This window comes from Hymenobacter sp. B81 (genome assembly GCF_044628455.1).
GTDB lineage: Bacteria > Bacteroidota > Bacteroidia > Cytophagales > Hymenobacteraceae > Solirubrum.
This window is the reverse complement of the sequence record NZ_JBIYZW010000003.1, coordinates 757,639-778,178: the sequence shown is the minus strand read 5'-3', so window position 1 is coordinate 778,178 and position 20,540 is coordinate 757,639. Positions and strand designations below refer to the sequence as shown.

Here is a 20,540-nt window from a genome sequence, read left to right as displayed (position 1 = left end):
AACCCCGGCCGGGGCGCTGTTTCAGCAGCTTCCGGTGGGTTCTTCCCTAAAGCCCGGCCGCGAGGTTGGGCTTTTTTTGTGCGGGTGGTTCGGCGCGTAAGTCCACTGCAAGTGCCACACAGGGCTCTGGAACAGTCCCAGAGCATGTTGCATCACTTACAATGCCTTCTGATACAGTCCCAGAGCACGGTGTATGACTTACAATGCCCTTTGGGACTGTCCCAGAGGCCTCTGTATGACTTGCACAGCCCTCTGGGACTGTCCCATGAGGCATTGCATGACTAACACAGCCCTCTGGGACACTTCCCGCGGGCTTGGTACGGGTTGAATTGTGTTGGAATGACACATTAGCCAAGGCCACTGGTACTTCGCTCGGCATGGTTTTTTCCAAGCGGCCAACCTTCCGTTAGGCTGTTCAAGCTCAACATTCTATCTTCCGGCGTAGCGCATTCTATTAACCCGCTTATTTTTTCGTGCATGGCTTCCCCTTCTCTTGAGGCGACGGACACGCCCCCCGTTAAGCCCGTTCCGACTCCCACGGACAAAACCTTTACCGGCAACCTCCCTCGCTCTGAGCGGCCCCTGGCCGAGCTGGCCAAGCTGGCCGCCGAAGAGTGGCAAAAGCGCCCGCCGCTCACCCTGCTCTGGACCAGCAGCACCGCCTTTGCCACGCTGGCCGCCAATTTTGCCGCCAGCCTGAGCGCGGCCGGCGAGGCCGCCGACACGCTCTCGCCCCAGGCCGCCCGCCTGCAGGTGCTCGACCGGCTGATCAACCAGAAGATCCGCTACGTGAAAAAGGCCCTGGCCCTGCAGTACGACGACGAGGACGACGGCCGCCCCTACTACGGGGCTTTCGGCATTGTGCGCGAGGGGCGCAACTACCGCCTGCCCGCCGAGCGCTCCGAGCGCGTCAACAGCCTCGGCAAGCTGCTGGCGGCCCTGCCCGAGCACGGCCTGGACACCCACAAGTACGGCACGGCCTTCTGGCAGCCCATTGCCACCGAGTACACCGCCCTGGCCACCGCCGCCGACCACAGCAAGGGCAGCCGCTCCACCGGCGTAGCCGGCAAAAACGAGCTGCGCGAGCAGGTGGAAGAAGTGCTGCTGGCTTTGCTCAGCCTGCTGAAAGCCAACTACCCCAAAACCTACAAAGCGGAGCGCCGCGCCTTCGGCTTCCTGAAAGAGAGCTACTAGCCCCCACCTCCGCAGAATGCCCCAGCCCGCCGGTGTGCGCTACCCGGCGGGCTTTTTTTGTGGGGACGCCTCGCCCCGCCGGATAGGCCGGCGGGGGCGAGGCGCTCCGGAAGCCCCTTGTTATCGTAGGCAGTGGGCTTTACTGCTTCACGATTTTTGTTACCTGCTTCTGGCGGCCCTGCTCCACCACCAGGTAGTAGAAGCCGGACGGCAAAGCAGCCGCTTCCGGCAGGACCATGCGCTGCACGCCCGAGGTAACCAGCAGCGTGGTGGTATGCAGGGTGCGGCCCAGCGCGTTTTGAAGGCGTAGCGTGACGTTACCCGCCTCCGCGGCGTCGAGCACCAGTGTTGCCTGTTGGCCAAACGGATTGGGGAAAACTTCCACGGTGAAAGCCGAAACTCCAGCTGCTACCTGCACCGCACGCACCCCCGAAACCTGGGCTGCCCCGTTCTCATCGACCTGGCGCAGGCGGTAGTACACCGGGCGGGCGCCGGTGCGCGGCACTCCCGCGTCGGAAAAGCGGTAGGCGGTGAGACTGGCCGTGGTGCCGGCACCCACTACCTGCCCTACTGCCTGAAAGGCGCTGCCGTCGAGGCTTCGCTCAATCACAAAGTAGGCGTTGTTTTTTTCCGACGCCGTCGTCCAGGTAAGTAGCGCCGCCTGCCCGCTCCAGGTTGCCGCGAAGCTGGCCATTTCCACCGGCAGCGGCTGGCTGTTCACCGAGATGACCAGTGAGGTGACGCTGGGGCAATTGCCCAGGGCCGTTGTGCCGCTCACGGTGTATTGGGTGGTGCGGGTGGGCGCCACCACTACCTGCGGGCCGGTGCCGGTCAGCGTAGTGGTGGTAAAGCCGTTGTAAGCCGTGTAGGTGTAGGGCCCGGCGGTTCCTCCCGTCGTAGTGAGCGTTACTTCACTGCCCGCGGCCACGTTGTTGTCGGCGTCGTTGGCGGTCAGGGTCAGGTTATTGGTCGCCACCCGGATGGTTTGCGACACCGGCTCGTTGCCGCAGGTCGGGGTAATGGTCGTCACGGTGTAAGTGGTCGACACGTTCGGATTTACATCGAACACCCCGGTGGTATTGCGGCTCAGCACCTCGCCGTTGCTCAGCAAGGTGTAGGTATTGCCTTCGGCGGCTCCTACGGCCGTGATCTGCACGCTCGTTCCCGGGCAGAGGGCCGTTGCTGCGCCCAGCGGGCTACCGCCCGAAGCGGCCGTCACGGAGAGCGTGGGCGCCAGGTTCAGCGAAAACAGCTTGAGCTTCCTGTTCGGGCAATCGATGTTGCTGGCCAGCACATAGGTGGCCCGCTGAGTTACGGCGGGCAGCGAAAACGTGTAGGTGGTGCCCCCCACCGAGGCACCAACAAAGCTGATGGTGGTGGTATCCCCGTTGATTACGCGGCGCAGCGTCAGGGTACCATCGGACGAGGGCGTCACGACCAGGGAGGGCGTGCCGGTAGCCGAGGGGCAGTAGGTTCCGTCTAGCACCCCGGTGCCGTTGTTGATGGTGGTAGTAGTGGTACCGGTGCCGGTGGGATAGGTGAGAGTAAACTGCCCCGAGCAATTGCCCGCTACTCCCGCCGTGGCCGTTAGCGCCGAACCCACCAACGCAAGAATGAGCTTATACAATGAACCGTATTATTTTTTCATTTTTTCCATATTTTACATGACTTGATTAAGCCATTGTAGCAACAATACACCATTGCCCCAACTATAGTTGTACTTCAGTCAACTTATATGAGTACAAATCTCTACATGCACCCTGAATGGTTTTAAAGGCATGTTTATCGGAAAAATTTAATTTTCCACCTAAGCCAGACCCAAACTTCCTTTCGAGGATGTACCAGGGAATGGTTTTGTTCAGCTAAGCCAGCAAGCCTGTTGCCGCCTGACTGCTCCCCGGCCTGATCACGCCCCTGCGCGGCAGCAACTGACGGGTGCTTTCATTAGCCGGATGCTGCCGTACTTTATTGCACAAAAAAGCCCGCCGGAGTGCGCTACCCGGCGGGCTTTTTTTGTGGCCGGAAGCCAGCCAGGCGGAGTGAACACTACGCAGAAAAGGCCGTCATGCTTTATCTGGCGTCCGCGCAGCCGAAGCATCCCTACCGCTTCGTGAGGCTCGTCCAATGCGGCGGTAGAGTGCCCATACTTCTTAACCGCGTCTACGGCACGCGGGTCAGCGTCATGCTGGTGGGAATGGTGAAGCCGGCCGGGGGCAGCGTGCCGCCGATGGATACCTGCTCCATGCCGTGCAGCGTAAACTGCAACTGGTTGGGCTGGGTGGGGTTGATGCTCAACCGCGCTTTGCCGCTCTTGCCCCGCGTCAGGTCGTCAAAATATAAAATGATCAGCTCGTTGGTGTGCGGGCTGCCCATTAAAGTGGTCGTTTTGGGGTCTGTAGGATTATGGCTGAACGACTCTTCCACCAGCACGCCGTTGCGGGTGTAGGAATGCCGGCCTACAATGGCGTGCATAACTTCATTTCGGGGCATCGGAAATGCCAGGTCGCGGCTGAGCCGGATGCGAAACACGTCCGCGCCGGAGCGCCACTCCCAGGTGCCGAGGAAGGCTTCGGAGGGCTGCGACGGTGCCGATTGGGCGAAGCTGCAGGCCGCGAGCAACAGGCTGAACAGGAACAATAACACACCTCGATACATGCTGCGAAGATAAGTGGGCGGTACCGCGGGTGGGCACACCACGCAATCAACTTAACTTCGCCGCGCACTACATTCTGCCCTGCCTTGCGTTTCCCCAAGCTTCTGTTGCTGCTCGTGCTGCTGCTGGCGCCCCTGCTGGCCCCGGCCCAGCGCCGCGGCAGTGCCCGTCCGGCCAAAAAGCCGGCGCGGGCCGCCGCCCCGGTTAAATCGGCGCGTCCCGCCGCGGTCCGTCCCAAACCCGTCGCCCGGAAAGTGGCGGCCCAAGCCCCGCCCGCGGCCGAGGCTCCGCCCTTTGCCCAGTACCTGTACTCGCCCTGGGTCGACTCGGTGATGAAGACCCTCACCCCCGACCAGCGCGTGGCCCAGCTGTTTATGGTGGCCGCCTACTCCAACCGCCAGCGCATCGACGAAGACTCGGTGAGCCGCTTGGTGCAGCAGTATGGCGTGGGCGGGCTCATCTTTTTCCAGGGTGGCCCCGTGCGCCAGGCCCGGCTGCTCAACCGCTACCAGAGCCAGGCCAAGGTGCCCCTGCTGGTGGCCATGGACGCCGAGTACGGCCTGGGCATGCGCCTCGACAGCACCATTCGCCTGCCCTACCAGATGGCCATGGGTGGCATCCGCGACAACAGCCTCATCTACGACATGGGCCTGGAGCTGGCCCGGCAGTTCAAGCGCATCGGCATGCACGTGAACTTCGCCCCGGTGGTCGACGTGAACAACAACGCCAACAACCCCGTCATCGGCAACCGCTCCTGGGGCGAAAACCGCGAAAACGTGGTGGAGAAAAGCTACCAGTACATGCGCGGGCTGCAGGACGGCGGCATCCTGGCCGTGGCCAAGCACTTCCCCGGCCACGGCGACACCGACACCGACTCGCACCTGGCCCTGCCGCTGATTCGCGTGGACAAGCGCCGCCTCGACACCCTGGAGCTGGTGCCTTTCCGCTCGCTGATGCGCCGCGGCCTGGGCGGAGTCATGATTGCCCACCTCAACATCCCGGCCCTCGACACCACCGGCACGCCCTCCACCCTCTCGCGGCCCATCGTTACCGACCTGGTGAAAAAGCAGCTAGGCTACCAGGGCGTCATCTTCACCGACGCCATGAACATGAAGGGCGTCATCAACCAGTACCCGCCCGGCGAGGCCGACGTGCGCGCCCTGCTGGCCGGCAACGACATCCTGGAATTCTCGAAAAACATTCCCCTGGCCCTGCAAATGGTGCGCGCCGCCATCGACAGCGGCCAGATCAAGCAGGCCGACCTGGATTTGCGCTGCCGCAAGGTGCTGGCCCTGAAACGCTGGGCCGGGCTGAACAAATACCGCCCCATCGAGCTGAAGGGCCTGTACCAGGACCTGAACACGCCCCACGGCCTCTACCTGAACCAGCGCCTGCAGGAGCTGAGCACCACCGTGTTGCGCAACCAGCGCAACCTGCTGCCCCTGCAGCGCCTCGACACGCTGCGCATCGCCGCCCTGAGCATTGGCACCAAGGATACCACCGCCTTCCAGCGCATGGTGGGCGACTACGCCCCGGCCGGCTTTTTCTCGGTGCCCGCCTCGCCCACCCTCGATGAGCTGGCCCGCCTGCGCGAGCAGCTGAAAGGCTACAACCTGCTGCTGGTAGGCGTGCAGAGCCTGGGCCGCCTGCCGGCCACCAACTTCAACGTGACGGCCGAAACCAACGTGCTGCTGCGCGAGCTGGCTGCCCTCAAAAAGAAGATGGTGCTGACCGTGTTCGGCGACGCCTACGCCGTGGCCAAGGTGCGCGACCTGAACGCGGCCGACGCGGTAATTCTGGGCTACCAGGAAGGCAAAAACGCCCAGGAGCTGGCCGCGCAGGTCATCTTCGGCGGCGTGGGCGCCTCGGGCAAGCTCTCCGTCACCGTCTCGCCACAGTATGGCTACGGCCACGGCCTCAGCACCCAGGGCGGCATTCGACTGCGCTACGCCTACCCCGAAGCCGCGGGCATGAGCAACACCCTCGAAGCCCGCGTCGATTCCCTGATGCAGCAGGCCCTGGCCGCCCGGGCCTTCCCCGGCGGGCAGGTGCTCATTGCCCGTCGCGGCACGGTGGTGCTGCGCAAAAGCTACGGCACCCACCACTACCCCGCGGCCGGCCAGACCGCCCGGCCCGTGCGCCCCACCGACCTCTACGACCTGGCCTCGGTAACCAAAGTAGCCGCCGCCACCCCCGCCTTGATGAAGCTGCAGGACCAGGGCAAGTTCAGCCCCGACCAGACGCTGGGCACCTACTTAGGCTTCTTGCGCGGCACCAACAAGCAGGATCTGAAGCTGCGCGACGTGCTCACTCATCAGGCCCGCCTGAAAGCCTGGATTCCGTTCTGGCAGCAGTACACCCGCCCCAAGGGCATGTTTGCCCGCCTCTTCGCCCGCTACCCGCACCCGCCCATCAAGACCGCGCCTGGCGAGGTGCTGCCCATGAGCCGCCGCTTTTTCCGCCCCGACTCCTCGGCCCGCTTCCCCCTGCCCGCCGCAACCGGCCTGTGGGCCCGCAAGGACTTCCCCGAGCGCATTTACAAAGCCATCGGCGAGTCGCCGCTGAACGAGAAGCCCGGCTACGTGTACTCCGACCTCTCGTTTATTCTCTACCCCGAGCTGGTGCAGCAGGCCGCGGGCAAGTCGCTGGGCCAGTTCGTGCAGGATGAGCTGTACCGCCCGCTGGGCGCCGGCTCCCTGGGTTACCAGCCCACCCGCCGCTTCCCGCGTCGCCGCATCGTGCCCACCGAGTACGACTCGTTGTTTCGCCAGCAGCAGCTGCACGGCACCGTGCACGACGAGGGCGCGGCCCTGCTCGGCGGCCTCTCGGGCCACGCCGGCTTGTTTGGCAGCGCCAACGACCTGGCCAAGCTGGTGCAGCTCTACGCCTGGGAAGGCCGCTACGGCGGGCAGCAGCTGCTGAAAGCCGAAACCGTGCGCGAGTACACCCGCTGCCAGTTCTGCCCCGACAACCGCCGCGCCCTGGGCTTCGACCGCCCCGCCACCGACCCGTCGGTGAACTCGGCCAAAAACGCGAGTCAGCTCGGCTACGGCCACACGGGCTACACCGGCACCTACTTCTGGGTCGACCCGCAGTACGAGCTGACGGTGATATTCCTCTCAAACCGGGTGAACCCGACGCGGCGCAACAACAAAATCAGCGAGCTGAGTGTGCGCAGCCACCTCTTGCAGCTGGCCATCGACGCGGTGCAGGCCGAGCGCCCGCGGGTGGAAACCACCGTGGAAGAATAGCGCCTCACATGAAATAGCGACCTGACTGCCCGCGGGCGGCTCCTGCCCGGGGCCGCCCGCGGTGCTTTTTCGGGCACTTTGCACTTACCAGGCAACCCTGCCGGGCTTGGCCCCATCATTAGGCCAGTCACATGCATATGCGATTTTGCGCCGCGCTGATTTCCACGAGGTTTGTGATGTCGCCCGGCACTGGTTTTTCCGCTTCGGTTTTCTGCTCTTCCACCCCTTTCTCATGGCTACTCTCTCCTTCCTGTTGCGCCACTGCCTGCGTTTGCTGGGCATCGTGAGCGGCCTGGTGCTGGGCGGCTGCGGCAACGGGTTCTTCCCGGAGATGGACAACAAGGAGCTGCCCCACTACACCCTCAGCAACGATGAGCAGGCCTGGGTGACGCCCTACCGCCTCGGGCAGGAATGGCGCTTCCGCAACGCGGCCGGCTACGAGCGGCGCTACCAGGTGCGCGGCCTCACCGACCGCACCTGGCCCGGACGGCCCAACCCGCAGTCGGTCATTGCCTACTACCAGCAGGAAGTAGGCGCCCGCGTCGAGCGCGTGGATTCGGCCTACTACCAGCGTGCCGAGGGCTACAAGTACGCCGCCACCTTCGTGCTGACCTCGGCCGCCGCCTACGAGCCCCAGCCCCTGGCCCTGACGGCCCGCCTGGAGTGGGGCGTATCGCCGCTGACGCTGCCGGTGGCCGCCGTAAACACCAGCCAGCCGCTGCCCGCCGGCATGCGCCTGCTGCCCGAAGTCAACTTGGGTGGCCGCACCTACCACAACGTCATCGAGTACACCAGTCTGCCGCCCCAGCCCGACCAGGATCTGCGTCCCTGGATGGCCACGCGGCTCTACTATACCAAAGAACAAGGCGTCGTGCGGTTTGAAGAAGCCGGCGGCCTCGTGTGGGACCGGGTCTGACGCCGGTATGGAAATAAAGTGAGTGAAAAAAGGTGAGAAGCAGGCGGTTCCAACTGGGGCCGCCCGCTCTGCTTTGGGGCCGTACCCAATTGCTGAGCCCCTGCTTGCAACCCAACGCCCGGCGCGGGGCTCTCCCCCCCGACCTACCCGGTTTCGCTACGGGAACCAAGCGGGTGGTAGCGCGGTGTTAGGGTCGGGGTGCCGCCCCGGCCAAACGGCAGCCCGTGCTTACCTTGCGGCCTCTACTCATCATTACTTTCGGCATGACCTTTTCCTCTTTCGCCTTCCGGCCCCTGTTGCTCTTTCTGTTGGTACTGCTGTCGGCTGCCGGCCTGAGCAGCTGCAAGGACGCTGACAACTCGGAAAGCGCCCCGCACTTCAAGTTTACCGATGCCCAGAAGGTGTGGGCCGCGCCCTACCAGAAACCCGACGTGTGGGTTTTCCGCGACTCCACGGTGAATGAGCGTCGCTACCAGCCCGTGAACGGCGGGTTTCAGGAAATATCCGTGGGCGAAGCAAACAGCCGCAACATTCTCTACTACCGCGAGGCCTTCCAGGCCCTGCTACAGCGCACCGACTCCACCTTCCAGGTCGGTATCGACCCCGACAGCAAGCTGCCCAAGTACCGCTTTCAGGTGTTGATGGCCTCCTCGGTCGACCCCAACCTGCGCCGCCACGACGAGACGTTCCAGCTCGGCCTGGACTGGAGCAACACCATCTTCTACGTGCCGGTAGAGCAGTTTGAGGCCGGCACGGCCCTGCCCGCGGGCTGGCGTCTGCTGCCGCAGATAACCTTTTTCGGTACCACCTACCAGAACGTGCTCGAGTACACGGCCCCGGTCCCCACGCCCCCGGCCCGCCCCACCTCCTGGGACGCCGTGCGGGTGTACTACACCAAGGCCCGCGGCGTGATTCGCTTCGAGGAGCGCGGCGGCAAAACCTGGGACCGGATGTAACCGGCTCCGCTGCCCACAAAGCCACCGGGGCGCCGTCACAGCTGTGACGGCGCCCCGTGTTTTTTCCGCCGTGGCCTCAGACCTTGATGATGACCCGCTTGTGGTACATCCACCACAGAATGCCCAGCCAGATGAGCACCAGCGTGACGGCCCCGGCCAGCGAAGCCATTTTCGGCTCGGCAAACAGCGGCACGAAATAGCCCTGGTACAGCCACTCCTTCAGTCCCAGCTCCTTGCCGGCGGCGTTGGGCAGCTTGATGAGGGCCATGATGCGCGGAATCAGGCCCGAGAGGAAAAACACGGTAATGGCATTGACGCCGTATACCAGGAAAGGCTTGGTCCAGCCCCGCCAGCCCCGCCAGCCCTGCACGTCGCACAGCCAGTAGAGCGTGGCCAGTCCGGCCACGGCCAGCCCGCCGGTATACAGCACGTAGGAGCTGGTCCAGAGGCTTTTGTTGATGGGAAACCAGCCGTGCCAGATTAGTCCCAGCACCACCAGCAGGCCGGCGTCCACGAACAGCCAGGCCACTTTGGTGGTCGGCTCCACGTCGCGGCGCCGCAGCCACTGGGCCGTAATGACGCCCAGCAGCCCGGTGCCGATGGCGGGCAGGGTGCTGAGCAGGCCCTCGGGGTCCCAGGTTTTACTGAGCTTCCACAGGTGCGCTTCGCCCAGCACGGTGCGGTCGAGCCAGGCGCCCAGGTTGGTAGCCGGCTCCAGGTTGGCCGGCCCGAAGCCCGGCACCGGCAGCAGTTGCAGCAGCACGTTGTAGCCCACCAATATGCCCGCCAGCAGCCAGAGCTGCTGGCGCCGGCTGGTGGTGAGAAAGATCAGGCTGCCGGCAAAAAACACCAGCCCGATGCGCTGCAGCACGCCCGGCAGACGCACGGTGCTGAAATCGAAGGAGGGAAACAGCGACAGAAACAGGCCCAACGCAATGAGCACCGCCGCCCGCCGTGCCACGCGCGCCAGCACCGGCCCCAGCGGCCCACCCTGCCGCCGGGTGCCATCGAGGGCGTACACCAGGGAAACGCCCACGATGAACAGAAAGAAGGGAAAAATCAGGTCGGTGGGCGTGCAGCCGTGCCAGGTAGCGTGCCGTAGCGGCGCGTAGATGTGGCCCCAGTCGCCGGGGTTGTTGACCAGGATCATGGCCAGCACGGTAATGCCGCGGAATACATCGAGCGAGACGAGGCGCCCCGGCTGCGCGGCCTCCGCCAGCGGCTCTGTTTGGGTGGTGGCTAGAGCGGACTGAGTAGTGGATTGCATCGGGTAAATAACGGCAAAACTCCCCTCCTTTTGCTTGGAAGGGAGTTTTGCCGGCACAAGCGGATGAAGCTCGCTGTCCTCGTCAGTTATCCGGATCGAGGGGCGTAGCGGGGTTGTTTTCGCGCTCGGTGCGGGGGTACGGGAAGAAGTTGCGGTTGCGCTCGGTGCCGGCGGCGCCCGGCCCGGGTCGGTTAAAGCGGCGGCTGTCGTCGAGGCGGAAGCCCTGGAAGGCCAGCTCCACGTAGCGGTTGCGCAGAATGTCCAGCAGCACGGCTTCGGCCGTGAGCGGGCCGGCGTAGGGTCCCAGGCCGGCCCCGGGGGGCGCCGTGGGGAAGGTGGCGTTGCCCACTGAGGTGGTAGTGGCAGCGGCCGTGCTGGTGCGCACTTTGTTCAGCTCGGTTACGGCGTTGGCCAGGTCGCCCTTGCGGGCGTAGGCTTCGGCCCGAATCAGCAGCATCTCGCCGGGCACGTACACCGGAATGGGCGCCGAGCTGGCGGTGTAAAAGCCAGTGCCGCGGTTCTGGGTGGCCGTGGGATTGGCGCGGGTGTAGAAGGGAATGCGCCGGTCGCCGGGCTCGGGCGTCAGCGCGCCGGTCAACCCCAGGTTCACGTCGGTGGGCTCAAACACGTTGCGGTTGCCAAAGGCCACTTCAAACACCGGGTTGCGCGCCAGATCGTCGAAGCTGAACACCGAGCGGCTGGCTAGGTCGACGCGGCCGGCGGCAGCCAGGGCCTTGTCGTAGTCGCCGGCCAGCAGGCTGTAGCGGGCAATGAGGGCCTGCACGGTGTTGGGCAGGTTGATGCCGCCGATGATTTTGCTGTTGAAATCGGCCGACACCGGCGTCTGGGCCAGCTGCGCGGCGGCCACTTCCAGCTGCGCCACGGCCGACTGCAAGGCCACCGTCCGGCTCACGAAAGGCGCGTTGACCTGCGTGGTGATGGGCAGCTGCTCGAAAAACTGCGTCAGGGTGCCGATGGCCAGCGCCCGGAACACGCTGGCGTAGGCCACAATGCCGCTGCGCGTGCCGGGGTCGGCGGCGTTGCCGGCGTTGGCCAGCACCAGGTCGGCATTGGCGCGCACCAGGTGCAGCTGGGTCCAGAGGTTGCGCACCACGCCGTTGAGGTTGGTTACGTTGCCCGCGCCCAAACTCACGTTGTATTCCTCGATGTTGCCCACGTTAATCACCGTCAGCTCGCGGGTGGTTAGCCCACCGGCGGCCACGATGTTGTAGAGCGGGCTGAGGGCGGCGCCGGTGGTGTAGCGCGCCTGCATGCCGTTGCACACGGTAATCAGGCCGTCGGAGTTGGTGAGCACCTGCACGTCGCTGGCGGTACTCGGGTTCAGGTATTCCTTGTTGCAGCCGCTTATCGTTACCAACAGCGCCGCCAGCAGTACCACTATCTTTTTCATGGAAGGGCGAGGGTTAGGGGAAGAAAAGCGACCTAGAACGCGGCGCTGAGCCGCAGCTGGTAGGTGCGCGGAATGGGCACGTTGCCGAAGTCCACGGCCCGCAGCAAGTCCGACGAGCCGCCGGCGCTGGTTTCGGGGTCGAAGCCCTTGTAGTCGTCCCAGGAGTACAGGTTGCGGCCGATCAGCGCCACGTTCAGGTTGCTGATGAAGCGGCTCACGGGCGGCAGCGTATAGCTCAGCGCCGCCTCGCGCAGCTTCACGAACGAGCCGTCGTCGACGCGAAACTCCTGGGTGTTGTACACCGAGAAGATATAGCCCCGCGGCAGCTCGCCGCGCAGCTCCTTCTCAGCCAGCTCGCCCAGGCCCACGCCCTGCCGGGTGCGGTAGTCGGCGTTGAACACGTCCACGCCCTGCACCGCGTCCAGCAGCACCCGCAACGACAGGCGCCGGTAGGTCAGGTTGGTGCTGAACGAGCCGGTCCAGTCGGGGTTGGGGTTGCCGATGACCACGTTGGCCACGCTGGTGCCCTGGGCGTAGCTGGGCTGCCCGTCGCCCCCGCGGGCGGGCGTGAAGCCCAATGCCCCGGTGCTTTGCCCGATGGTGCGCTCGTCTTGCCGGAAGCCTTGCGGGGTGAGCAGCAACGAGCCGTCGGGGTTGCGGGCGTAGGCCGAGCCATAGAACACGCCCACCGGCTGGCCATTGATCAGATACACCGGCGCCCCGGCCACGTTGTCGATTAGAATGGCTGCCGAGCCGACCAGGTCCACCACCTTGTTGCGGTTGCGACTGAAGATGGCCGTCACGTCCCAGCTGAAATTGGTGGTTTTCACCGGCACGGCGCTCAGCTGCACTTCCACGCCCTCGTTGCGGAGCTTGGCCACGTTTTCGACGATGGACGAGCCCCCGCGCGAGGGTGCAATCTGGCGGTCGACCACCAGGTCGGAGGTATTCTGCTCGTACCACGACACGCCCAGACCAATCCGGTCGTTGAGAAAACCCAGGTCGGCGCCTACTTCCAGCTCGGCCACGCGCTCGGGCCGCACCCGCGGGTTGGCTAGCTGCGCGCTCGGCAGGAAGGTGTTGCGGCCCTGAAAGCCCACCGGCACGAACTGGTAGAACCGGTCATAGGAGTTGATGGCCGTCAGCCCGCCCGCCTCGCCGTAGCTGGCGCGCAGCTTGAGCGAGTTGAAAGCCTTCAGGTAGCTGGCGTTCTGCCAGAAGCCCAGGTCCGACACCACCACCGAGCCGCTGACCTTGGGGTAGTACTGGTTGGTTTCGGAGGGCGAGAATTTCGACGACCGGTCGCGGCGCAGCGCGCCCGTAACGAAGGCCAGGTTGCGGAAGCTGAACGTGGCCTGCCCAAACACTCCGCTCAAGTCAAACTGGTCGAGGCCGTAGTTAGAAGACACGGTGTTGCTGGCCGAGCCGCTCACCGTCGAAATAAACGGCGCCTGGCCCTGGCCCTGGGTGCGTACCAGCTCGCCGCGGAAGTATTGGTAGCTGTAGCCCGCCAGCAAGGTCAGGCGAAAGTCCTCGGTGAGCTGCCGGTTGTAGCCCAGGTTCACGTCGGAGTTCAGCTGCAGCACGTTGTTGTTGGCGTTGGCGGCGAATCCGGCGGGAAAGCGGGCCAGCGGCAGCCCGGCCACGGCCTGGTAGGGATAGGGCCGGATGTAGTTCTGCCCGGCCTGCGAATAGGTATCCACGCCCAGGATGTAGTCCAGCGACAAATCCTTGAATGGCGTCAGGTTCACCTGCAGGTCGCTGATGGTGCGGTTGGTGCGCTGGGTGAACTTCATGTCCTCGATGGTCGAGAGCGGGTTCACGCGGGTGGGCTCCACGGCCAGCAGGTTGCCGCTGGGGTCGCGCCGGTTGATGTCGTAGATGTTGTTGGTGATGTTGACCGAGTTGATGGGGCTGTAGAAGACGTTGCCGTTGGCCTTTTCGTCGGAAAAGCTGTTGTTGTAGGCCACGCCCACCGAGGCCTTGGCCCAGTCGGTCAGCCGCTGATCCACCCGCGCCCGCACGTTGTAGCGCGTAAACTCGGTGCCCTTGATGATGCCCTCGTTTTTCAGGTAGCCCACCGACACCAGGTACTGGGTGCGCTCGGCCCCGCCCGTGATGGAAGCGCCGTTGTCGGTGCCGTAGCCGGTCTGGAAAATTTCCTTGAAGTAGTCGTAGCGCGGCACGTCCACCAGGTTGGTGGCCAACTGCGCCGTGGCCCCGGCGCGCACGATGCCGGTGGTGGTGACGCCGGGGTTAGCCGCCAGCTGCTGGGCCGTGGGCGCCCCAATGGTGTAGAGGCGCAGATCGGCAAAGCCGAACTGCTTGCCATAGGTATTCACCGGCACCGATTTGCGCAGCTCGTTCACGTTGAAGCTGGCGTACACCGACACGCGCGGCGCGCCCTGCTGCCCCCGCTTGGTAGTAATGAGCACCACCCCGTTGGACGCCCGCGAGCCGTACTGCGCCGCCGCCGCCGCCCCGTTGATGACGTTGATGCTGGCAATGTCGTTGGGATTGAGGTCGGCCAGGCGGTTCTGCCCGGGGTTGGCCGCCGAGCCGATGGCATTGTCGGCCGCCGGGGCCAGCTGCGAGACGTTGGTGCTGGCGTTGCTCACAATTACTCCATCCACCACGTACAGCGGGTCGGAAGAGCCGCGCAGCGAGTGAATGCCGCGCAGCCGCACCGACATCGAGCCCGAAGGGTCGCCGGAGTTCTGCACAATCTGCGCGCCGGCCAGCTTACCCTGCAGGGCATTGAGGGCGCCGCCGGTGCCGGCCTGCTCCAGCTCGCGGGCACTCACGGTGCTGATGGCATTGCCCAACTCCCGCTTGCTCACGCTGATGGTAGAGCCAATGACCACCACGTCGTCGAGATTCTGGCGGGCTTCCGTTAGCACCACGTCGGTAGTGACGCTGGCGCTGCTGCCCAGCGTGATGGAGCGGCTCTGGGTGCGGTAGCCCACGGCCGAAAAAGTCAGGGTGTAGGCGCCCGGGGCCACCTGCGCCGCCAGGCTGTAGCTGCCATCGGCGTTGGTGGCCGTGCCCTGGGTGGTGCCGCCCAGCAGCACGGTGATGCCGGGCAGTCCCTGGCCACGCTCATCCACTACGCGGCCCTGCAGGGTGTAAGTCTGCCGGCCGGAGTCGGTTTGCGCCACCGCTGGCCCGGGGAGCTGGTACGTAAGAAGCCAGCCCAACAACAGGACCAGCCTCGCAACGGAGTACGGGTTTCGCATAGCAGGAAGGAAATGAGGGGTGAAAGGGGAAACAGCATCAATATATACTATTAATTTTATATTAATTATTAATATTCCATTCATCGGTAGATCGTTCCCGCGGGAGCTGTACTACCTGTTGCCGACCAGTTCGCCTCTCTCCCTGGCGTAATCACCGGGCGTTTCTGCAACGCCTTCTACCAGCTTGCCCGGGCAATACACACGAGCAAGCCCCGCCGAAACCGGAACGCGGAGGTTCTGGCTTCGGCGGGGCTTGCGGCTGAGAAGTGGCGGCCCGGGTGCGCTTAAAAATGCCAGCGCACGAAGGCCTCGATGCCCTCGTACTCGGGCAAACCCAGCTGGTCGTAGAGGCGGGCGGTGGTGCGGTTGCGCTCCTCGGCCCGCTGCCAGAACTCGCGCTGGTCGGCCCCGGGAAACAACGGCCGGTCTTTCTGCGACTGGTGCTTGAAGATGGCGCGGCGCTTGCGCGTGAGCTCCTCGGGCGATATGGGCACGGCCATTTCAATCTGGTCCAAATCCCACTCCTGCCAGGCGCCGCGGTACAGCCACACCCAGCAGTCGGCCAGCCACTCGCAGCCCTCGGCCTGCAGGCGCTGCACGGCCTGCATGATGGCCGAAAGGCACACGCGGTGGGTGCCGTGCGGGTCGCTCAGGTCGCCGGCGGCGTAAATCTGCTGGGGCCGGATGCGGTTGAGCAAATCCATCGTGAGCTGAATGTCGTCTTCGCCCAGGGGCTTCTTGCGCACGCGGCCGGTTTCGTAGAAGGGCAGGTTCATGAAGTGCGCCCGCTCGTCGGGGTCGAGGCCGGCGTAGCGGCAAGCGGCCTTGGCTTCGCCGCGGCGAATCAGCCCCTTGATCTGCTGCACCTCGTCGGAGTCGACCTGGCCCGGGGCCTTGGTTTTGAGGAAGTCGGCCACGCGCTGGTACAGGTTTTCGGCCGGCTGCTCGCCCGAGAGGCGGAAGGCCTGGTCGTAATCGGCCACGAACTCGGCGAAGCGAATGGCCTCGTCGTCGAACACGGCAATGTTGCCCGAGGTCTGGTAGGCCACGTGCACCTCGTGGCCCTGGTCGACGAGGCGCAGCAGGGTGCCGCCCATGCTGATGACGTCGTCGTCGGGGTGGGGCGAGAAAACGAGCACGCGCTTGGGAAACGGCGCGGCGCGCTCGGGGCGGTGGCGGTCGTCGGCCTGGGGCTTGCCGCCGGGCCAGCCCGTGATGGTGTGCTGCAGCTGGTTGAAGACGCGGATGTTGATGGAGTAGGCCGGCCCCGACTCGGCCAGCAGCTCGGACAGCCCGTTTTCGTTGTAGTCGTTGTCGGTAAGCTTGAGAATGGGCTGCTGCCGGGTGCGCGCCAGCCAGGTTACGGCCTTGCGCACGGTGGCCTCATCCTGCCAGTTGCTGGCCAGGCCGGCCAGCCAGGGCGTTTTGCGCTGGGTCAGCTCGGCGGCGGCCGCGTCGTCGAGCACCACCTGTACCGCGGGGTGGCGCTGCAGGTAGGTGGCCGGCACGGTGTCGGTGGGCTCGCCCTCCACCATGCGCTTGACCACGGCGGCCTTGCCCTCGCCCCAGGCCAGCAGCACGATGTGGCGGGCTTCGAGGATGGTGCCCACGCCCATGGTCAGGGCCCGGCGCGGCACGTTCTCCTCGCCGTAGAAGTCGGAGGCCGCGTCGGTGCGGGTGATGTGGTCGAGGGTGATGAGACGGGTGCGCGATTGGGCGCCCGAGCCGGGCTCGTTGAAGCCGATGTGGCCGGTGCGCCCGATGCCCAGCAGCTGCAGGTCGATGCCGCCGGCCGCGCGAATCTGCTCCTCGTAGCGGCGGCAGTAGTCGGCCACCTCCTCGGGCCGGATGGTGCCGTCGGGAATGTGCACGTTTTCGGGGCGGATGTCGACGTGGTCGAACAGGTACTCGCGCATGAAGCGCACGTAGCTCTGCAGCGAGTCGGGCGCCATGGGAAAGTACTCGTCGAGGTTAAAGCTGACCACGTTCTGAAAGCTCAGTCCTTCCTGGCGGTGCAGGCGCACCAGCTCCTCGTACACCCGGGTGGGCGACGAGCCGGTGGCCAGCCCCAGTACGCAGGAGCGGTTTTCGGCGGCGCGCTGCCGAATCAGCTCGGCAATCTGCCGGGCCACGGTTACCGAGGCCAGCTCGGAATCGGCGTAGATGCTGACGGGTATTTTCTCGGACTGCGGGAAAGTGAGCATGGGCACGGGGGCAAGGTGAGCGGCGAAATGTAACGGCTTTCCGGGCAGAGCGCAACGCCAGAATGCAATTATCCCCGGCCGTTGCTTACCTTGACCACCTGCTCCATTAGCACTAGCTTTGAGCCCGCTTTTTGCGCCGCTGACGGGCCCGGGCCCTCTAGCAGCCGGTGAGCGGACTGGTTGAACGCTTTCCCCGCTGCTCTTCCGCGCATGTCTGCCTTCTGTTGCCTTGCTTCCGGCTAAGCTCTTTCCCCGAACCGCGGGCGGCCACCCAGCCGTGCGCGGTTTGTTTTTTTCCGTCCCTCCCACTCTTTCCCCCTTCCCTATGAGAAAACTTTTATGGTCTTTCCTGCTGCCGGGCCTCGTGGCCGCCCAGCAGGTGCAGGCCCAGACCCGCACGGTGAGCGGCACCGTGACGGGCGCCACCGACCGCACGCCCCTACCCGGCGTGAACGTGGTGGTGAAGGGCGGCAGCACCGGCACCCAGACCGGCGCCGACGGCCGCTTTACGCTGGCGGTAGCGCCCGGGGCCACGCTCGTGTTCAGCTTCATCGGCTACAACTCGGTGGAGCGCACCGTGGGCGACGACGCCACCCTGGACGTAGCGCTGGAGGCCTCCAGCACCACCCTGCAGGAAGTGCAGATTACCACCGCCTACGGCATTCAGCAGGAGCGCCGCCAGGTGAACTACGCCGCCCAGCAGGTTACCGCCAAGGACATCATCGACTCGCGCCAGACCAACGTGGTAAACGCGCTGCAGGGCAAGGTGGCCGGCGTGCAGGTGACCAGCTCGGGCGGCGGCGCCGGCGAGGGCGCGGCCATCGTCATCCGGGGCGGCAACTCGCTCGACGGCGACAACCAGCCGCTGTTCGTCATCGACGGCGTCATCATGGACAACTCCTCGTTTGTGGAGTCGACCTCGCCGGGCGGGGGCTCGGCCTTCAATGGCGTGCTGGGCCGCTCGGTGGCCTCGACCAACCGCGCCGCCGACATCAACCCCGAGGACATCGAGAGCATGACGGTGCTTAAGGGCCCGGCCGGCGCGGCTCTTTACGGTTTGCGCGCCGCCAACGGCGTGGTCATCATCACCACCAAAAAGGGCAAGGCCGGGCGCACCAGCATCAGCTACCGCACCCAGTTCTCGGTGGACGAGGTGAACCGCCTGCCCCAGCTGCAGGACCAGTACAAGCAGGGCAACGACGGCGTGTTCAACCCCACCACGCGCAACTCCTGGGGGCCACGCTTCGCCGAGGGCGAAACCGTGTACGACAACGTGGGCAACTTCTTCCAGAAGGGCACCTCGTTCCAGAACTACCTGACCATGTCGGGCGGCAGCGAGAAGGCCTCGTTCCTGCTTTCGGCCTCGCACCTCGACACCAAGGGCGTGACGCCCGAAAGCCGCTACGACAAAGCCACGGTGCGGGCCGCCGGCACGGTGCAGTTTTCGCCCAAGCTCAGCGGCTCGGGCTCGGCCCAGTACATGAACTCGGGCGGCGAGCGGCCCCTGCAGGGCCCGGGTTTGTTTGGCGGCTCGGGTGGTTTCTTCGTGAGCTTGCTTAACTGGCCGCGCAACGACGACGCCCGCAACTACCTCAACCCCGACGGCACACGCCGCCGCCTGCTGCCCAGCGCCGTGGGCTCGACCGACGCCGACAACCCCTACTGGACCACCTACAACAACCCGCAGACCGACCGCACCAACCGCGTCATCGGCAACGCCCAGCTCACGTACGAGCCCGCCAAGTGGGCGCGGCTGAACTACAACCTGGGCACCGACGTGTACACCGAGAAGTTCCGCTCGGTGCGGGCCGTGGGTACCTCGCAGCCCAACAACCAGAACGGGGGCATTGCCGAAACGACCAACTTCGTGCGCCTGCTGAACTCCAACTTCCTGGCCACGTTCAGCCACCAGCTCAACGAAAACATCAGCGGCTCGCTCACCCTGGGCAACACCGTGGAGCAGGCCGTGTACGAGACGACCGACGTCATCGGCCTGATTTTCCAGAACCCGAGCTTCGTCTCCATCAACAACACCGTCAACCGCAATGCGCTGACGACCAACCGCACCCGCCGCCTGGTGGGCAACTTCGGCCGCCTCAACTTCGACTTGTTCAAGCAGGTGACCCTGGAGCTGAACGGCCGCTACGACTTGTCGTCGACGCTGCCGCGGCCGGATGAAAACAAGAACTTCGGCAAGGGCTTCTTCTACGGCTCGGCCGCCGCGGGCTACGAGTTTACCCGCACCCTGGGCCTGGACACCAACCCCATCCTGAACTACGGCAAGCTGCGCGTGTCGGTGGCCGAGGTGGGCAAGGACACGGGGCCCTACCGCGTGGACTCACCGCTGGCCCAGAGCACCTACATCGGCGGCGGCTTCCGCCTGGGCTTCTTTGGCTCGAACCGCCTGCTCAAGCCCGAGCGCACCCGCGCCTACGAGGCCGGCCTCGACCTGCAGTTCCTGAAAGGCCGCCTGGGCCTCGACGGCAGCGTGTACTACCAGGAAACCCGCGACCAGCTGATTGCCCCGCGCGTGAGCCAGGCCTCGAGCTACATCCTGCAGTACATCAACGGCGGCACGGTAACCAACACGGGCGTGGAAATTGCCCTGAGCGGCACCCCGGTAAAAACCGCCGACGGGCTGGAGTGGACCATTCTGACCAACTTCTTCCGCAACGAGAACAAAGCCAAGGAGCTGCCCAGCTTCCTGACCGAGGTAAACCAGTCGGACGCCTTCGTCATCGACGCGGCCCGCGGCAGCGCCTTCCCCGGCCGGCCCATCACCTCCATTGCGGCCTGGGACTTCCAGCGCGTGCAAAGCGGCCCCTACGCCGGGCAGGTTATCATCAACCCCACCACCGGCTACCCGCTCATCAACACCTCCACCTACGTGTACGCCGGCGACCGGTCGCCCGACTTCACCACCCAGGTAACCAACACCGTCTCGTACCGGGGCCTGGCGCTGGCCTTTATGTGGGACTTCCGCAAGGGCGGCAAAGTGGTGAATGGCAACGACTGGTTTGCCACCCGCAACGGCCTGAGCGAGCGGACGGTGGACCGCTACAAGCAAGTGGTCATGGAAGGCGTGGTGGCCAACGGCGACGGTTCGTACTCGCCCAACACCCGCCCGGTAGAAGCCACCCAGGCCTATTTCCAGACCATTCTGGGCGGCGTGGGCACGCCGTTTATCGAGGACGCCTCCTGGACACGCCTGCGCTACGCCACCCTGAGCTACGCGCTGCCGGCTTCCTGGCTGGGCAAGTCTATTGTGAAGGGCCTGGAGCTGAGCGTGACCGGCCGCAACCTAGTGCTGTTCACCAAGTACTCGGGCGTCGACCCCGAAACCTCGTCGGCCGGCGCCGGCGTGCGCGGCGGCGGCTCGGGCGGCTTCGACTACGGCAGCGTGCCCGCTACCCGCGGCGTGGACATGGCCCTGCGGGTCAATTTCTAACCGA

General features: G+C 65.1%; 11 protein-coding genes. 5 read left to right on the top strand and 6 right to left on the bottom strand.

The features are described 5' to 3' along the window. The first annotated feature begins 477 nt into the window (after window positions 1-477). Window positions 478-1,194, top strand: a complete 717-nt coding sequence (locus ACE191_RS20065) for a hypothetical protein (protein ID WP_400194030.1) — start codon at window positions 478-480, stop codon at window positions 1,192-1,194. A gap of 139 nt (window positions 1,195-1,333) precedes the next feature. Here the strand turns inward: ACE191_RS20065 and ACE191_RS20060 are convergent, their stop codons facing one another. Both ACE191_RS20060 and ACE191_RS20055 read right to left on the bottom strand, forming a co-directional pair. Next, complete coding sequence (locus ACE191_RS20060) at window positions 1,334-2,797, bottom strand: T9SS type A sorting domain-containing protein (RefSeq protein ID WP_400194029.1); 1,464 nt, start codon at window positions 2,795-2,797, stop codon at window positions 1,334-1,336. A 557-nt stretch (window positions 2,798-3,354) separates the two neighbouring features. Beyond that, entirely contained in the window at window positions 3,355-3,849 is a 495-nt protein-coding gene (locus ACE191_RS20055) for a DUF6705 family protein (protein ID WP_400194028.1), read from the bottom strand. Between the two features lie 84 nt (window positions 3,850-3,933). Here ACE191_RS20055 and ACE191_RS20050 point away from each other — a divergent pair, with 84 nt between their 5' ends. From ACE191_RS20050 to ACE191_RS20040, 3 genes are all read left to right on the top strand, one after another. Then, window positions 3,934-7,098: a glycoside hydrolase family 3 N-terminal domain-containing protein gene (locus ACE191_RS20050; RefSeq protein ID WP_400194027.1), complete on the top strand. Its 3,165-nt coding sequence runs from the start codon at window positions 3,934-3,936 to the stop codon at window positions 7,096-7,098. A 232-nt stretch (window positions 7,099-7,330) separates the two neighbouring features. Continuing rightward, the gene (locus ACE191_RS20045; RefSeq protein WP_400194026.1) at window positions 7,331-8,014 is read left to right on the top strand and encodes a hypothetical protein; all 684 of its coding nucleotides are present in this window, start codon (window positions 7,331-7,333) and stop codon (window positions 8,012-8,014) included. A 263-nt stretch (window positions 8,015-8,277) separates the two neighbouring features. After that, complete coding sequence (locus tag ACE191_RS20040; protein ID WP_400194025.1) at window positions 8,278-8,970, top strand: hypothetical protein; 693 nt, start codon at window positions 8,278-8,280, stop codon at window positions 8,968-8,970. Window positions 8,971-9,046: 76 nt separating this feature from the next. Here ACE191_RS20040 and ACE191_RS20035 read toward each other — a convergent pair whose 3' ends face one another. The 4 genes from ACE191_RS20035 to nagB form a co-directional block, all read right to left on the bottom strand. Then, on the bottom strand, window positions 9,047-10,237 hold the full coding sequence (locus ACE191_RS20035) for an acyltransferase family protein (protein ID WP_400194024.1): 1,191 nt from the start codon (window positions 10,235-10,237) through the stop codon (window positions 9,047-9,049). A gap of 82 nt (window positions 10,238-10,319) precedes the next feature. Next, complete coding sequence (locus ACE191_RS20030) at window positions 10,320-11,648, bottom strand: RagB/SusD family nutrient uptake outer membrane protein (protein ID WP_400194023.1); 1,329 nt, start codon at window positions 11,646-11,648, stop codon at window positions 10,320-10,322. 32 nt (window positions 11,649-11,680) lie between these two features. After that, the gene (locus ACE191_RS20025; RefSeq protein ID WP_400194022.1) at window positions 11,681-14,884 is read right to left on the bottom strand and encodes a SusC/RagA family TonB-linked outer membrane protein; all 3,204 of its coding nucleotides are present in this window, start codon (window positions 14,882-14,884) and stop codon (window positions 11,681-11,683) included. A 284-nt stretch (window positions 14,885-15,168) separates the two neighbouring features. Further along, window positions 15,169-17,088, bottom strand: coding sequence for a glucosamine-6-phosphate deaminase (gene nagB / locus ACE191_RS20020; protein ID WP_400194021.1), 1,920 nt, complete (start codon window positions 17,086-17,088; stop codon window positions 15,169-15,171). A 325-nt stretch (window positions 17,089-17,413) separates the two neighbouring features. On the opposite strand from nagB, the gene ACE191_RS20015 reads away from it, so the two are divergent. Beyond that, a complete protein-coding gene (locus ACE191_RS20015) occupies window positions 17,414-20,536 on the top strand; it encodes a SusC/RagA family TonB-linked outer membrane protein (RefSeq protein ID WP_400194020.1) in 3,123 nt (1,040 codons plus the stop codon). Window positions 20,537-20,540: the final 4 nt, after the last annotated feature.

Bases quoted from the DNA above. Each gene is read 5' to 3' on its own strand.
- nagB (WP_400194021.1), bottom strand. From the start codon at position 17,088: ATGCTCACTTTCCCGCAGTCCGAGAAAATACCCGTCAGCATCTACGCC.
- ACE191_RS20030 (WP_400194023.1), bottom strand. From the start codon at position 11,648: ATGAAAAAGATAGTGGTACTGCTGGCGGCGCTGTTGGTAACGATAAGC.
- ACE191_RS20015 (WP_400194020.1), top strand. From the start codon at position 17,414: ATGAGAAAACTTTTATGGTCTTTCCTGCTGCCGGGCCTCGTGGCCGCC.
- ACE191_RS20035 (WP_400194024.1), bottom strand. From the start codon at position 10,237: ATGCAATCCACTACTCAGTCCGCTCTAGCCACCACCCAAACAGAGCCG.
- ACE191_RS20055 (WP_400194028.1), bottom strand. From the start codon at position 3,849: ATGTATCGAGGTGTGTTATTGTTCCTGTTCAGCCTGTTGCTCGCGGCC.
- ACE191_RS20045 (WP_400194026.1), top strand. From the start codon at position 7,331: ATGGCTACTCTCTCCTTCCTGTTGCGCCACTGCCTGCGTTTGCTGGGC.
- ACE191_RS20040 (WP_400194025.1), top strand. From the start codon at position 8,278: ATGACCTTTTCCTCTTTCGCCTTCCGGCCCCTGTTGCTCTTTCTGTTG.
- ACE191_RS20065 (WP_400194030.1), top strand. From the start codon at position 478: ATGGCTTCCCCTTCTCTTGAGGCGACGGACACGCCCCCCGTTAAGCCC.
- ACE191_RS20025 (WP_400194022.1), bottom strand. From the start codon at position 14,884: ATGCGAAACCCGTACTCCGTTGCGAGGCTGGTCCTGTTGTTGGGCTGG.